14 protein-coding genes are annotated in these 13656 nt (G+C 70.6%); 5 read left to right on the top strand and 9 right to left on the bottom strand.

The genetic code is table 11. The annotated features are described in order from the left end of the window. Positions 1-123: 123 nt before the first annotated feature. On the top strand, positions 124-918 hold the full coding sequence (locus tag ACZ60T_RS03980) for a metal-dependent hydrolase (RefSeq protein WP_365630864.1): 795 nt from the start codon (positions 124-126) through the stop codon (positions 916-918). A gap of 34 nt (positions 919-952) precedes the next feature. Here ACZ60T_RS03980 and ACZ60T_RS03975 read toward each other — a convergent pair whose 3' ends face one another. From ACZ60T_RS03975 to ACZ60T_RS03965, 3 genes are all read right to left on the bottom strand, one after another. Beyond that, positions 953-1423, bottom strand: coding sequence for a DUF5709 domain-containing protein (locus ACZ60T_RS03975; protein WP_365630862.1), 471 nt, complete (start codon positions 1421-1423; stop codon positions 953-955). Between the two features lie 255 nt (positions 1424-1678). After that, positions 1679-3487 carry an ABC transporter ATP-binding protein gene (locus ACZ60T_RS03970; RefSeq protein ID WP_469664192.1) on the bottom strand — a complete coding sequence of 603 codons (1809 nt, stop codon included), beginning with the start codon at positions 3485-3487 and terminating at the stop codon, positions 1679-1681. Further along, positions 3484-5274: an ABC transporter transmembrane domain-containing protein gene (locus tag ACZ60T_RS03965; protein WP_469664190.1), complete on the bottom strand. Its 1791-nt coding sequence runs from the start codon at positions 5272-5274 to the stop codon at positions 3484-3486. The genes ACZ60T_RS03970 and ACZ60T_RS03965 overlap by 4 nt, the downstream gene beginning before the upstream one ends. A gap of 290 nt (positions 5275-5564) precedes the next feature. Between ACZ60T_RS03965 and ACZ60T_RS03960 the strand changes: the two genes are divergently transcribed. Beyond that, positions 5565-6332: a hypothetical protein gene (locus ACZ60T_RS03960; RefSeq protein ID WP_365630856.1), complete on the top strand. Its 768-nt coding sequence runs from the start codon at positions 5565-5567 to the stop codon at positions 6330-6332. Here ACZ60T_RS03960 and ACZ60T_RS03955 read toward each other — a convergent pair. After that, positions 6329-6820: a MarR family winged helix-turn-helix transcriptional regulator gene (locus ACZ60T_RS03955; protein WP_469664187.1), complete on the bottom strand. Its 492-nt coding sequence runs from the start codon at positions 6818-6820 to the stop codon at positions 6329-6331. The two genes, ACZ60T_RS03960 and ACZ60T_RS03955, sit on opposite strands and share 4 nt — an antisense overlap. A 203-nt stretch (positions 6821-7023) precedes the next feature. Here ACZ60T_RS03955 and ACZ60T_RS03950 point away from each other — a divergent pair, with 203 nt between their 5' ends. From ACZ60T_RS03950 to ACZ60T_RS03940, 3 genes are all read left to right on the top strand, one after another. Further along, the gene (locus ACZ60T_RS03950) at positions 7024-8826 is read left to right on the top strand and encodes an ABC transporter ATP-binding protein (protein WP_469664185.1); all 1803 of its coding nucleotides are present in this window, start codon (positions 7024-7026) and stop codon (positions 8824-8826) included. 43 nt (positions 8827-8869) lie between these two features. Next, a complete protein-coding gene (gene mltG, locus ACZ60T_RS03945; RefSeq protein WP_365630850.1) occupies positions 8870-9706 on the top strand; it encodes an endolytic transglycosylase MltG in 837 nt (278 codons plus the stop codon). A gap of 85 nt (positions 9707-9791) precedes the next feature. Further along, positions 9792-10214: a secondary thiamine-phosphate synthase enzyme YjbQ gene (locus ACZ60T_RS03940; RefSeq protein ID WP_469664183.1), complete on the top strand. Its 423-nt coding sequence runs from the start codon at positions 9792-9794 to the stop codon at positions 10212-10214. A 193-nt stretch (positions 10215-10407) separates the two neighbouring features. Here the strand turns inward: ACZ60T_RS03940 and ACZ60T_RS03935 are convergent, their stop codons facing one another. From ACZ60T_RS03935 to ACZ60T_RS03915, 5 genes are all read right to left on the bottom strand, one after another. Further along, complete coding sequence (locus ACZ60T_RS03935; RefSeq protein WP_469664181.1) at positions 10408-10797, bottom strand: hypothetical protein; 390 nt, start codon at positions 10795-10797, stop codon at positions 10408-10410. A gap of 153 nt (positions 10798-10950) precedes the next feature. Beyond that, positions 10951-11535, bottom strand: coding sequence for a hypothetical protein (locus ACZ60T_RS03930; RefSeq protein ID WP_469664180.1), 585 nt, complete (start codon positions 11533-11535; stop codon positions 10951-10953). Next, positions 11532-12080, bottom strand: coding sequence for a hypothetical protein (locus ACZ60T_RS03925; protein WP_469664178.1), 549 nt, complete (start codon positions 12078-12080; stop codon positions 11532-11534). The genes ACZ60T_RS03930 and ACZ60T_RS03925 overlap by 4 nt, the downstream gene beginning before the upstream one ends. 82 nt (positions 12081-12162) lie before the next feature. Next, positions 12163-12903, bottom strand: a complete 741-nt coding sequence (locus ACZ60T_RS03920) for a class I SAM-dependent DNA methyltransferase (RefSeq protein WP_469664176.1) — start codon at positions 12901-12903, stop codon at positions 12163-12165. Between the two features lie 56 nt (positions 12904-12959). Further along, positions 12960-13538 (bottom strand): TetR/AcrR family transcriptional regulator, encoded by a 579-nt coding sequence (locus tag ACZ60T_RS03915; RefSeq protein ID WP_469664174.1) that lies wholly within the window; start codon positions 13536-13538, stop codon positions 12960-12962. Positions 13539-13656 lie beyond the last annotated feature (118 nt).

Raw genomic sequence — 13656 nt, 5'->3', positions numbered from 1 at the left:
CACCGGATGGGGGAATCGGATGCCTGTCAGAAGATCACGAACGCTACGCTGTGGCGCCTACGAAGCGTCAGCGTGAGTCGGCAACTGGGCAGCGCTGCAAGAGGGATGGGGCGGGAAGCGGCCATGATGGGACCAGCACACTCACTGTCGGGGGCCGCGGCCTGGCTCGGGGTGGGGGCCGCAGCCGCTGCGGCGGGTCATGCGATGCCCTGGCCGGTCCTCCTCGTCGGCGCGCTGATCAGCGCGGGGGCCGCGCTGGCCCCGGACCTGGATCACAAGGCGGCCACCATCTCGACGGCCTTCGGACCCGTGTCCCGCTGGCTGTGCGAGATCGTCGACAAGCTGTCGTACGCCGTCTACAAGGCGACCCGGAAGGCGGGTGACCCGCGCCGCTCGGGCGGTCACCGTACGTTGACGCACACCTGGCTGTGGGCCGTGCTGATCGGCGCGGGCACCTCGGTCCTGGCCATAACGGGCGGCCGTTGGGCGGTCCTGGCCATCCTCTTCGTGCACATGGTGCTCGCCATCGAGGGGCTGCTGTGGCGGGCGGCCCGCGGTTCGAGCAGCGACGTCCTGGTGTGGCTGCTGGCCGCGACGTCGGCCTGGATCCTGGCGGGCATCCTGGACAAGCCGGGCAACGGCGCGGACTGGCTGTTCACCGAGCCGGGGCAGGAGTACCTCTGGCTCGGCCTGCCGATCGTCCTGGGCGCCCTGATGCACGACCTCGGGGACGCGCTGACCGTCTCGGGATGCCCGATCCTGTGGCCGATACCGGTGGGCCGCAGGCGCTGGTACCCCCTCGGCCCGCCGAAGGGGATGCGGTTCCGGGCGGGCAGTTGGGTCGAGCTCAAGGTGCTGATGCCGGTGTTCATGGTGCTGGGCGGGGTGGGCTGCGCGATCGCGCTCAACGTCGTCTGACGGCGGGCCCGCGCCCGGCCCCCGAAGCGCGGTGTCAGCCGGACAGCGAGTCCTCGTCGACGATGTGCACGGCCGCCTCCTCGGCCGAGGCCGCCGCGCCGTCGACACCGACGTCGCTGGCGATCAGACCGCTCTCCTCGTCCTCGTGGGCCCCTTCGTCGGGGGCGACGAGACGGCCGGAGCGGGCGGCGCCGACCTCGTTGTCCAACGGCTCGCCGTCGCTGTCGGGGCAGTCCCCTATGTCGTCGCCGTCCGGGATCGCGATGTCCGGGAGTTCCACGGCGAGACGCTGGTCCAGGGTCTCCCCGCGGTTCCCCTCGGCCGCGGTGACGCCCTCGTGCTCCACCGCCCACGGCCGCTCCGGAGGCGACCAGCCCCGGTCGAGCGGGTCGCCGACCCCGTCGGCGAGCAGCGTGTCCTCGGCGTCGAGCAGCCCCGCGTCGTCCTGCACCTCGGATCCATCGGGCTGGTAGACGTCGTCTCCCCATCCGTCGGTGCTGTCCACGGGTACCTCCAGGTGGTGCTACGGAACCGGGTGCCGCCGTCCGGGACGGCACGGCGGGGCGGGGACCGCTCGGCGCGGGCCGGGCCGCCGCGAACCGGACGGGTCCGGGACGTTCCCCGCGCCGGTACCGACATCCAGCCTTCCACCCCCCTTTGCCCCCGCGCAACGGCAGCGCGGGGAGCAGGGCCCCCGGACGCCGGCGGCGGGCGGCCACCGGGCGTCCTTCGACGTCCCGGAGCGCCGCCCGCGCGCGCGTCAGCCGTGCCAGGACCGCCACAGCGCCGCGTAGGCACCGTCGGCGGCGACCAGGTCGTCGTGGCTGCCCAGCTCGCTGATCCGCCCGTTCTCGACGACGGCGATGACGTCGGCGTCATGGGCGGTGTGCAGCCGGTGGGCGATGGCGACGACCGTACGGCCGTCCAGCACACGGGCCAGGGAGCGCTCCAGATGGCGGGCCGCGCGGGGGTCGAGGAGCGAGGTCGCCTCGTCCAGGACCAGCGTGTGCGGATCGGCGAGCACCAACCGGGCCAGCGCGATCTGCTGCGCCTGCGCCGGGGTGAGCGCCACACCGCCGGAGCCCACCTCGGTGTCCAGACCGTCCTCCAGACCGCGCGCCCAGCCGTCAGCGTCGACCGCGCCGAGGGCCGCCCACAGCTTCGCGTCGAGCGCGTCCACGGGGGCGTCCGCGAGCCGGGCGTGGGGGAGCGCCAGCAGCAGGTTGTCGCGCAGCGAGCCGACGAAGACGTGGTGCTCCTGGTTGACCAGCGCCACATGCGAACGCACCTGCTCGGCGGGCATCCGGGACAGGTCCGCGCCGCCGAGGGTGATCCGGCCGTCCCGCGGCGCGTAGATCCCGGCGAGCAGGCGGCCCAGCGTGGACTTGCCCGCGCCGGACGGCCCGACCAGGGCGAGCCGGGTACCGGGCGGCACCTCCAGGGAGACCTGCCGCAGGACGTCGACGCCCGCGCGGTAGCCGAAGTGCACGCGGTCGGCCTCGACAGCACGCCCGTCGGGGACCAGCGACGCGTCGCCCTCGCCCGCCTCGATGTCGCGGACGCCCACCAGCCGGGCCAGCGACACCTGGGCGACCTGCAACTCGTCGTACCAGCGCAGGATCAGGCCGACCGGTTCCACCAGCATCTGCGCGAGGAGCGCCCCCGTCGTGAGCTGTCCGACGCCCATCCAGCCCTGGAGGACGAACACCCCGCCGATGAGCAGGACCGAGGCCAGGACCATCGTGTGCGTGAGGTTGATGACCGGGAAGAGCACCGACCGCAGCCACAATGTGTACCGTTCCCACGCGGTCCAGTGCTCGACCCGCTTGTCCGACAGTTCGACGCGCCGGTCGCCGAGGCGATGGGCCTCGATCGTGCGCCCCGCGTCCACGGTCTCGGCGAGGACGGAGGCCACGGCGGCGTATCCGGCGGCCTCGGACCGGTACGCCGACGGGGCGCGCTTGAAGTACCACCGGCAGCCGACCACCAGCAGCGGCACGGCGAGGAGGACGACCGGAGCGAGCGTCGGGGCCGTGACGGTCAGGCCGCCGAGCAGCAGTACCACCCACACCACACCGATGGCGAGCTGCGGCACGGCCTCCCGCATCGCATTGGCGAGCCGGTCGATGTCGGTGGTGATCCGGGACAGCAGATCGCCGGTCCCGGCCCGCTCCAGGACGCCCGGTGGCAGCCCCACCGACCGTACGAGGAAGTCCTCCCGCAGATCGGCCAGCATCTGCTCGCCGAGCACGGCCCCGCGCAGCCGCACGAGCCGTACGAACAGCGCCTGCACGACGAGCGCGAGGACGAACAGGGCGGCGGTGCGCTCCAGATGGAGTTCCCGCGCGCCGTCCGACACGCGTTCCACGAGCCCGCCCAGCAGATACGGTCCCGCCATCGAGGCGACGACGGAGACCGTGTTCACGCCGATGAGCAGCAGGAAGGCCCAGCGGTGCCGACGGAACAGTTCGGCCACGTAGGCGCGTACGGTCGCGGGGGCGCCCACCGGCAGCGTGTCCGCCGCCGTCGGGGCCGCCGGGTCGTACTCCGGTGGCGCCACGCCGATCATGCGCTCTCCTCGATCTCTTCCGGTGCGGTCAGGACGTCGTGCGACGCGGGTGTCTCGTCATCGCTCTCGCGTGTGACGACGGCGCGGTAGCGCGGTTCGCCGCGCACCAGTTCGCGGTGCGGGCCCACCGCGGCGACCTTGCCTTCGTGCACCAGCACGACCTGGTCGGCGCGGTCCAGCAGCAGGGGCGACGAGGTGAACACGACCGTCGTCCGGCCTGCGCGTACCTCTCGGACGCCCGCGGCGATCCGCGCCTCCGTGTGCGAGTCGACGGCGGAGGTCGGCTCGTCCAGGACCAGCACCTCCGGGTCCGTGAGCAGCGACCGGGCCAGGGCGAGCCGCTGGCGCTGGCCACCGGACAGGGAACGGCCGCGCTCGGTGATCCGCGCGTCCATCGGGTCCCCGGCGTGCGCGGATCCCTGCGCGAGCGCGTCCAGGACATCGCCGCACTGCGCGGCGGCAAGTGCCTCCTCGGCGCTGACCTTGCCCGAGGCGGGCACGTCGAACAGGTCGCGCAGCGAGCCGGACAACAGGACCGGGTCCTTGTCCTGGACGAGCACGGCGGTACGGGCCGAGCCGAGCGGCAGGTCGTCCAGCGGGACGCCGCCCAGGAGCACCGAGGCGCTCTTCTCGGCCGGGTGCCCGCCCAGGCGTTCGGCCAGCAGACCAGCCGCGTCCGGGTCGCCGCAGACCACGGCGGTGAACCGCCCGGCCGGTGCGAGCAGCCCGGTCCGCGGGTCGTGCAGATCCCCTGTCGGCGTACCGGCCTCGCGGGAGCCCGTGGAGTCCATGGCGCGCCGCAGCGACAGCACCCGGGCCGCCCGCCGGGCGGAGGGCCGCGAGAAGGAGTACGCCATGGCGATCTCCTGGAAGTGCTGCAACGGATAGGCGAGCAGCATGATCGAGCTGTACACGGCGACCAGTTCACCGACGGTGATCCGGCCCTCGTGGGCCAGTTGGACGCCACGCCAGACGACCGCGATCATCAGCAGCCCCGGCAGCAGTACCTGGACGGCCGCGATCAGCGACCACATCCGGGCGCTGCGCACGGCCGCCGTACGGACCTCCTGCGAGGCCTCGCGGTAGCGGTCCAGGAACAGCTCCTCGCCGCCGATTCCGCGCAGCACCCGCAGCCCCGCGACGGTGTCCGAGGCCAACTCGGTGGCACGGCCCGCCTTCTCGCGCTGGACGTCGGCGCGCCGGGTGGCACGGGGCAGCAGCGGCAGCACCGCGAGCGCCAGCACCGGTACGCCCACGGCCACGAGCACACCGAGCGAGGGTTCGTAGACGACGAGCCCGACACAGACCGCCACGACGGTGACGGCGGCGGCGCTGACCCGCGAGACGGCCTCGACGAACCAACCGATCTTCTCGACGTCACCGGTGGACACCGCGACGACCTCACCGGCGGCGACCCGCCGGGTCAGGGCGGAGCCGAGATGAGCCGTCCGGCGTGCCAGAAGCTGCTGGACGCGCGCGGAGGCGGTGATCCAGTTGGTGACCGCGGCGCGGTGCAGCATGACGTCGCCGAGCGCGATGCCCGCGCCGCACAGCAGAAGCAGTCCGCCCGTCAGGGCGAGGCGTGCGCCGGAGCGTTCGACGACGGCCTGGACGGCGAGGCCCACGCAGAACGGCAGTCCGCAGACGGAGAGGAAGTGCAGCAGCCCCCACGCGAGGGCCTTGAGCTGCCCGCCCAGTTGGTTCCGGCCGAGCCACCACAGGAAGCGAGGGCCCGAGCGCACGTCCGGCACGCCTGGGTCGGGATAGGGAAGGTCTTGAATCTGCATGATGTCCCGGTGGGTCGGGTCAGGGATGGACTCGGGGTGCGGCTCAGGGAGCCGGGGCGGCTTCTTCGGCGTCGGCGAAGGCCCGCAGCAAACCGTGCAAGGTTCGCCTTGGAACAAGGCCGTACGCAAACGGTTTTCCATCGCCACCACCACGATCCGGCCCGCCTCGCGAGCCATGAGAGCCACGAGAGCATGAGCCCCGACACGCGACTGAAAGAGGCATATGCGCCGTACGCCTGACAGGTCATGTGATCGTATGACTTATGCGATGGGATGGTCTGCGTAGAGCGATGCGCTCGGGATCCGTGGCGGCGGCCTGCGGCGTGCTTCTGGTGTCCTTGGCGGCCTGCGGCGGGCCGAAGGGAGACGGGCAGCGCCTGGAGTACGGCGGCCCGGGAAGCAGAGGTGGCGGCGCGTCAGTTCCCGGCGCCGAACCGGGAAGCGGGGGCGGCAGGGCGTCCGCCCCCGCGGCCGGCCCGACTCGTGTCCCCGGCATCGGCGACTGGCTGTACGGGCAGATCCCCGCGGATTCGCGCCAGGTGGTGGCGGTGTACGGCGACGGCGAGGACTCGCCGAACTCCACGATCGTCCTCTACGCGAAGTACGGCTCCGTCTGGAGCGAGGCCGGGCGCTGGCGCGGGCACAACGGCCGGAAGGGCTGGACGACGGACCATCACGAGGACGACATGCGCAGCCCGGTGGGCGTGTTCACGCTCAGCGACGCGGGCGGTGTCCTCCCGGACCCCGGTACCCGGCTCCCGTACTCGCAGAGCGAGGCCTATGAGGTGCCGCGGAGTTGGGGCGAGGCCCACAGGCGCGACTTCTACTACGTCATCGCCGTCGACTACAACAGGGTCCCGGGTACGCCGCCGAACGATCCGACCCGCCCCGAAGGGCAGACGAAGGGCGGCGGCATCTGGATGCATCTGGACCACGGTGACGGCACGCTGGCCTGCGTCAGCCTGCCCGAGGAGGGCATCACGCGTCTGCTGCGCACACTCGACCCGGCACAGGACCCCGTGGTGGTCATGGGAGACAGGGAAGCCCTGATGTCCTAGGCCGGGCTCCGTTCCCCGTGGCCGCCGTGACGGCCATGATGACTCTCAGGGAGTGGCTCGCCGTCGAACAGGGTGTCGAGCAGGCCGCCGAGCGTCTCGCGCTGCTCGTCCGTCAGGGGAGCGAGGATCTCCTTGGCCGCGGACCTACGCGCTTCGTGCAGCGTGCGCAGCGCCTCGCGGCCCTCGTCCGTGACCTCGATCCGGATCACCCGGCGATTGGCGGGATCGGGCACCCGGCGCACCCGGCCGCTCGCCTCCAGGCCGTCGACCAGCGTGGTCACCGCCCGCGGCACCACCTCCAGCAGTTCGGCGAGATCCGCCATGCGGGGTGGTGAGCCCACGTGGGCGAGGGTGCGCAGCAGCCGGGACTGAGCCGGTGTGATGCCGAGGTCGCTCTGCGCGAGGTGGTGCTTCTGGATGCGATGCATGCGGCGGGTGAGTCGCAGAAGCTGCTCCGCGAGCAGGCCGTCGGGATCGCCAGTGGTCATACGGGACACCCTATCAGGACCCCGCTCATTGTGAGTATAGGTAACAATGAGCTAGGATCTGTATTCGGCCGTCCTGCCGTTGCCCGGCCGTCGTCGTACGGTCCGAAGTGTCGGCCGAACCGTCCTGCCCCTCCGCCGAGCCATTCCGGCAACTCCTGGACCGCCCCCCCGTCCCAGATCCGCTGAGCACCCCGTAGGAGCCCATGCATCCCGACCGATCCACGTGGACACCGCCACCTGACGGCTCGCCCGAGCAGCCGCGCCAGGTGCGCCGCATCCTGAAGCTCTTCAAGCCGTACACCGGCCGGCTCGCCGTCGTCGGCGTGCTCGTCGGCGCCTCGTCGCTGGTCTCCGTCGCCACGCCGTTCCTGCTGAAGGCGACCCTTGACGTGGCGATCCCGCAGGGCCGTACCGGACTGCTGAGCCTGCTCGCGCTCGGCATGATCCTGAGCGCCGTCGTCACGAGCGTCTTCGGCGTGCTCCAGACCCTGATCTCCACGACGGTCGGCCAGCGCGTCATGCACGATCTGCGCACCGCGGTGTACGACCGGCTCCAGAGCATGTCGCTCGCCTTCTTCACGCGCACGCGCACGGGCGAGGTCCAGTCCCGTATCGCCAACGACATCGGCGGTATGCAGGCGACCGTCACCTCCACCGCCACCTCGCTGGTCTCCAACCTCACCAGCGTGGTCGCCACCGTCGTCGCGATGGTCGCCCTCGACTGGCGGCTCACCGTCGTCTCGCTGCTCCTGCTGCCGCTGTTCGCCTGGATCAGCAGACGGGTCGGCAACGAACGCAAGAGGATCGCCACCCAGCGCCAGAAGCAGATGGCCGCGATGGCCGCCACAGTCACCGAGTCGCTCTCCGTCAGCGGCATCCTCCTCGGCCGCACCATGGGCCGCTCCGACTCCCTCACCCGGTCCTTCGCGGGCGAGTCGGAGAGCCTGGTCGCCCTCGAGGTGAAGTCGAACATGGCGGGGCGCTGGCGGATGTCCGTCATCAGCATCGTCATGGCCGCCATGCCCGCCGTCATCTACTGGGCCGCGGGCATCGCGCTCCAACTCGGCGGCCCGACCATCTCGATCGGTACGCTCGTCGCGTTCGTCTCGCTCCAGCAGGGCCTGTTCCGGCCGACGGTCAGCCTGCTGTCCACCGGGGTCCAGATCCAGACCTCGCTCGCGCTCTTCCAGCGCATCTTCGAATACCTCGACCTGCCCATCGACATCACCGAGCCCGACGCCCCGGTCCACCTCGACCAGGTCAAGGGTGAGATCCGCTTCGAGGGGGTCGAGTTCCACTACGACGACAAGAGCGGCCCGATCCTGGCGGACATCGACATCACCGTCCCGCCGGGCGGCAGCCTCGCCGTGGTCGGCCCCACCGGCTCGGGCAAGTCGACGCTCAGCTATCTGGTGCCGCGACTGTACGACGTGACGGCCGGGCGGGTCACGCTCGACGGCGTCGACGTGCGTGACCTGGACTTCGACACGCTCGCTCGCGCCATAGGGGTGGTCTCCCAGGAGACGTACCTCTTCCACGCCTCGGTCGCCGACAACCTCCGCTTCGCCAAGCCGGACGCCACCGACGAGGAACTGCGGACGGCGGCGCGGGCGGCCCAGATCCACGACCACATCGCGTCCCTGCCGGACGGGTACGACACGATCGTCGGCGAACGCGGCCACCGGTTCTCGGGCGGCGAGAAGCAGCGGCTCGCCATCGCCCGCACCATCCTGCGTGACCCGCCGGTCCTCATCCTCGACGAAGCCACCAGCGCGCTGGACACACGTACTGAGTACGCGGTCCAGGAGGCCATCGACGCCCTGTCGGCCGACCGCACCACGCTGACCATCGCCCACCGGCTGTCCACCGTGCGCGGTGCCGACCAGATCGTCGTGCTCGACTCCGGGCGCGTGGTCGAACGGGGCACGCACGAGGAGTTGCTGGAACTGGGGGGCCGGTACGCGGCCCTCGTCAGGCGGGACGCCCAACTGGAGTCGACAAGATGAAAATATGCCAGGTATGTCATGAATTGCGGGTTACCGTGCCCGCATGCAGACGAATACTCCACTGTGGAAACGCATTCGACTGACGCGCCGGAGCCGCATCGCCCTGGTCGCGACCGGAGCCGTCGTGGCGGTCGCCGGTGTGGCGGCGCCGCTCACGATCCTGCACAGGGACGAAGGGACCCGCGCGGCGCTCGTCATCCCGGAGGGCTGGCGCGCGCGCCAGGTCTACGCGGCGATCGACAAGGCCCTGAGGCTGCCGCCGGGTTCGACGAGGAAGTCCCTGACCAAGACCCATCTCGACCTGCCGGAGAGCGCGGAGGGCAATCCGGAGGGCTACCTCTTCCCGGCCACGTATCCGATCGGCGAGCGGACGACTCCGCAGTCCCTGCTGCGGTACATGGTGACCACCGCGAAGAAGAGGTTCAGCGGGGTCACGGTCGCCGCGGGTGCCCCGCGCAGCGCGATGAACGGCTACCGGACCGTCACCATCGCGAGCATCGTGCAGGCCGAGGCCGCGACCCCGGCCGACATGCGCAAGGTCGCCCGGGTCGTCTTCAACCGCCTGGAGCGCGGGATGCCGCTCCAGATGGACTCCACCCTCAACTACGCGATGAACCGCTTCACGCTGAACACCACGACCGCCGACACCCGTATCAACAGCCTCTACAACTCGTACCAGCGACTGGGCCTGCCGCCGACACCGATCGCCAACCCGGGCGAGGACGCGCTGCGCGCCGTGCTCAATCCGACACCGGGCGACTGGCTCTACTTCGTCACGGTCAAGCCGGGCGACACCCGGTTCACGGGAAGCTACGAGGAGCAGCAGCGGAACGTGGCCGAGTTCAACCGGCTGCGCGCCGGCAAGTCCCCGCCGCACTGAGCGCATGGGGCGGGGGACCGGGGCGGGGCCGCAAGACAGCCGATCGGTCAGGCATGGAAGGCACCGCATGGGCGAGGATGGAGTCATGTCCGACGTCTTCAGCACCCGTGTCCTGAACATCGCCTCCGGCTCGGCGGAGTCGGTCGTGGACCTCACCCGAGACTGCGAGGCCTTCCTCCGTGAGACGGCGCGCGGCCGGGACGGCCTCCTGAACGTCTTCGTGCCGCACGCCACGGCCGGCGTGGCGATCATCGAGACGGGCTCCGGCAGCGACGACGACCTCCTCGCGGCCCTGCACACGCTGCTCCCGGCGGACGACCGCTGGCAACACCACCACGGCAGCCCCGGCCACGGCCGCGACCACGTCCTCCCAGCCTTCGTCCCACCCCACGCAACCCTGCCGGTCCTCGACGGCCGTCTGCAACTGGGAACGTGGCAGTCGGTATGCCTGGTGGACACGAACAAGGACAACCCTGACCGTCAGGTGCGGCTGTCGTTCCTTGGGTAGCTCTGCGGTGGCCGCAACTGTTAGGAGCGATTTCCGGCTTAGCGGGTCGCGATGCCGTGGTAGTGCGCTGGTGGGCGGCCTCCTCGATGGCCCGTATCTCACCTTCGGCCGTTCCCTCGCGCTGTGATTCCGGATGCGTGCCGCCCGTGCGCGGGGCGTTTCCTTTGCCTGCCCTGGGTCCGGGTCTACACGCTCACGGCCGCGTGTCGCCGGTATCAGCCCCGGGCATGGGTGAGGTCGCGTCGAGGAGCTGTTGCAGGTCCAACGTGAGCAGGAGGGAGTACCTTCCGAGTGACGCCAGGCGAGTGTAGAGCTGGCGGGCAAGCGCCTCTTGCCTGAGGAGGTTCGAGTCGAAGTCCCGTACGGTGAAAAGGGATTCGTACCGCTCGAACGGCATCCCCTGGTCCTCCTCGTACTCGTGGGAGAACTCCACCTCGACTGCCGCATATCCCACGTTCACCGCGTAATCGATGAACTCGTCCTCGACCGGCCTCAGTCGGGCCCCACACGCCCACGACAGGTCCGAGACGAGCTGGTCGCGGGGCTGACCGGGACTGACAAAGACGTAGTGGTATTCACTCATGAGCGTTCCTAAGGCCAAGTGCAGACGTCGGCTCAAGTCCGCGGTCCTAAGGTCCTGTTGGCATGCCTACAAGCATGCCTTCCGGGCCCGGTCCGGCACGCCTCCTTCAAGGGCAACCCTCACCGTCAGGTGCGGTTGAGCTTCCTGGGCTGATCAGGAGCCGTCCGCGTGGCCGGTCAGGTGTAGGGGAGGCGAGGGAAGTCCGAAGTGGGTGGTGAGGATGCGGATGGTGTGGTGGCCGTCGGCGTTGAAGTCCGGGTTCTCGGCGTAGCCGTGTGCGTCGCGGCCGACTAGGCCTGCCGTCAGCAACTCCCGGGTCAGCAGGTCGCTTTGCGTGCCGCCTCGGCTGGACTCGCGGCGGGAGCCGAGGTTGAAGTAGAGCTGTTCCCAGCCGGCCTTGAAGTACGCGAACTGTATGGGGTGTTCGGGGCAGTGCGGGACCCGGACGTGCTGGCCGTGCGGGCAGGCGCACGCGGGCGTGGAGGCCAGGAACACGGTCTCCACGGGCGCGGCGCCCATCCGTCGGTAGCCGGACAGGGTGCGCGCCAGTCGCCAGGGGTCCTGGCCGCCGCGGCCCTCCGCGACATACGCCTCATGAGCGATCCACGACCAGCCGTCGGGCTGTTCACCGCTGTCCCGGAAGGGCTTCGCGCCTTGTTCGGCGCAGGCGGTACGGAGCGCGGGCAGCGGCAGGCCCTTGCAGAACGTGAAGTAGGTGTCGACCGCGAGTCCGCTCACCGCGTCGTCACCGCCACGACCTCGGGGGAGAGCGGCGGCGTGGGGAAGCCGAAGTAGGCCGCGAGGGTTCTCGCGAGACGTTCCTCGTCGTCGTAGTGGTGGTCCCAGCAGTCATGGTCGGCCTCCGCGGGGCAGGCGGCCTCGCTTCCTATGAGCCCGGCATCCAGCAACTCAGGTGACAGATAGTCCGGATCAGCACCGATCCGTTGCCCCAGATCCTCGAAGCTGAAGCCGAGAACCAGCCGTCCGTCGCGGTAGTAGTCGAACCACGGTGCGTGTGCCTTCGCGCTGCAGGGCTCGGTCACGAACACCACCAGCTCGGCGCCGGGCGGGCACAGGGGGCGGTAGTCCATCTCGTCGCAGTCCGGTGCGACGAGCATGTCGTGGACGGCCCATACCCATCCGGCGGACTCCCCGGTCTCCAGCGGCTCGCGCCGGGCCGCGCGAAGCCCTGCGGTGAGCGCGTCGAGATCGGTTCCACGCGCCAGTACGACGTTCACCTCATGGTCAGGATGGGAACCCCGGAATCTGATCCAACTTCGCATGGGGCGAACCCTAGTTGGGGGCACTGACATTCGATCGGTGGGGCGTTTCGACGGCACTCTCGGCGCGCCGAACGGGCTTGTCTCAGGCCGACTTGCGCCATACCGAGATGTGCTTCGCCCAGTCCTGAGTGAACGGCGTTCCGTCCCAGTCCGCCACTCGCCGCTCCAGCTCCAGCCCCGCGATCCGGGCCATCAGGTCGAGTTCCGCCGGCCACACGAACCGGTGGCGGGAGGCGTCGCGGCGGTAGCGGCCGTCGTCGCCGTCGCGGGTGAGGTGGTGCGAGACGAGGATCTGCTCGACCAAGTCGAAGGTGTCGAAGCCGAGATGGTGATCCGAGACATCGAACGGCACCGCCACCTGCCCCGGCGGCAGGAACCGCAGCGGCGGCACGCCCACCTCGATGACGAACCGGCCGCCGGGCGCGAGATGACGCGCGGCGTTGCGGAAGCACTCGACCTGCTCGTCCTGGGTGAGCAGGTTCGAGATGGTGTTGTAGACGAGATAGACCAGGCCGAACTCGCCGGGGACGACGGTCGTGGCCATGTCCCCGAGCGTGACCGGAAGCGTGTCCTCGTCGACCTTGCGTCGGAGGACCGCGGCCATGTGCGGGGAGAGTTCGATCCCGGCTACGGGTACGCCGCGTCGCCGCAACGGAACGCCCACCCGTCCGGTTCCGATGGCGAACTCCAACGCCCGGCCGTCTCCGGCGAGTTCGGCGAGGAAGTCGAGAGTCGGTCCGAGTACGGCGGCCGAGGACATCTCGTTCTCCTCGGCGTCATAGCGCTCGGCACTCGCACGGGTCCACAGCTCACTGCTCGTCACGGTCGTCCACTGTGCAGAGCGCGGCGGGAGCTGTCCACGTATTTACCTCCGGGCGTTCACCGCCCACGCGCTCCCACCCGCAGCCCGTCCATGACGAGGTCGAGGAGGCGATTCGCGCGGGGCTGCCAGTCGCCGCAGGGGTCGATCTGCCAGAGGCCGGCGATGGCGAGCAGGAAGTCGTCCGCCGTCACTCCCGGGCGGATGGTGCCCGCCTCCTCGTTGGCGCGGAGCAGGAGTTCGGCCGCGGAGGTCAGCGGCGCGTGACCCGGTTTCGCCGGGCCGCCCGGTGCGCAGGTGGCCTGGCGGAGGGCGTCCGCGAGGCCTGCCTTGGCCATGGCGAACCCGGCGAGGCGGTCCATCCACTCCCGCAGGGCGCGGTCGGGCGCCCGGCTCTCCAGCAGCTCGGCCGCGCTGTCGGCGACCTGCCGCATCTCATGGCGGTAGACCTCGAGGACGAGCGCCTCGCGATGGGGGAAGTTGCGGTAGAAGGTGCCCTGCCCGACGCCCGCCTTCCTGGCGATCACGCTCAGCGGGGCGTTCGCGGAGCAGGTCAGCTCGGCCAGCGCCACCTCCAGGATGCGCTCACGGTTTCGCTGCGCGTCCGAGCGCTGAGGCGCGTCCTTCCTCGGCTGCACCCGTCCTCCTCGTAGGCTCGTGGCCGAACCTCGGTCTTGCTGAGCGGACAACTGTCCGGTAGCTTCCCCAGTACCGGACAGTTGTCCAATTTGCTCCACCATAGCGGTGGTTGCGGCC

The organism is Streptomyces sp. NPDC104371 (assembly GCF_055583785.1).
This window is presented reverse-complemented; position numbering and strand designations above follow the sequence as displayed.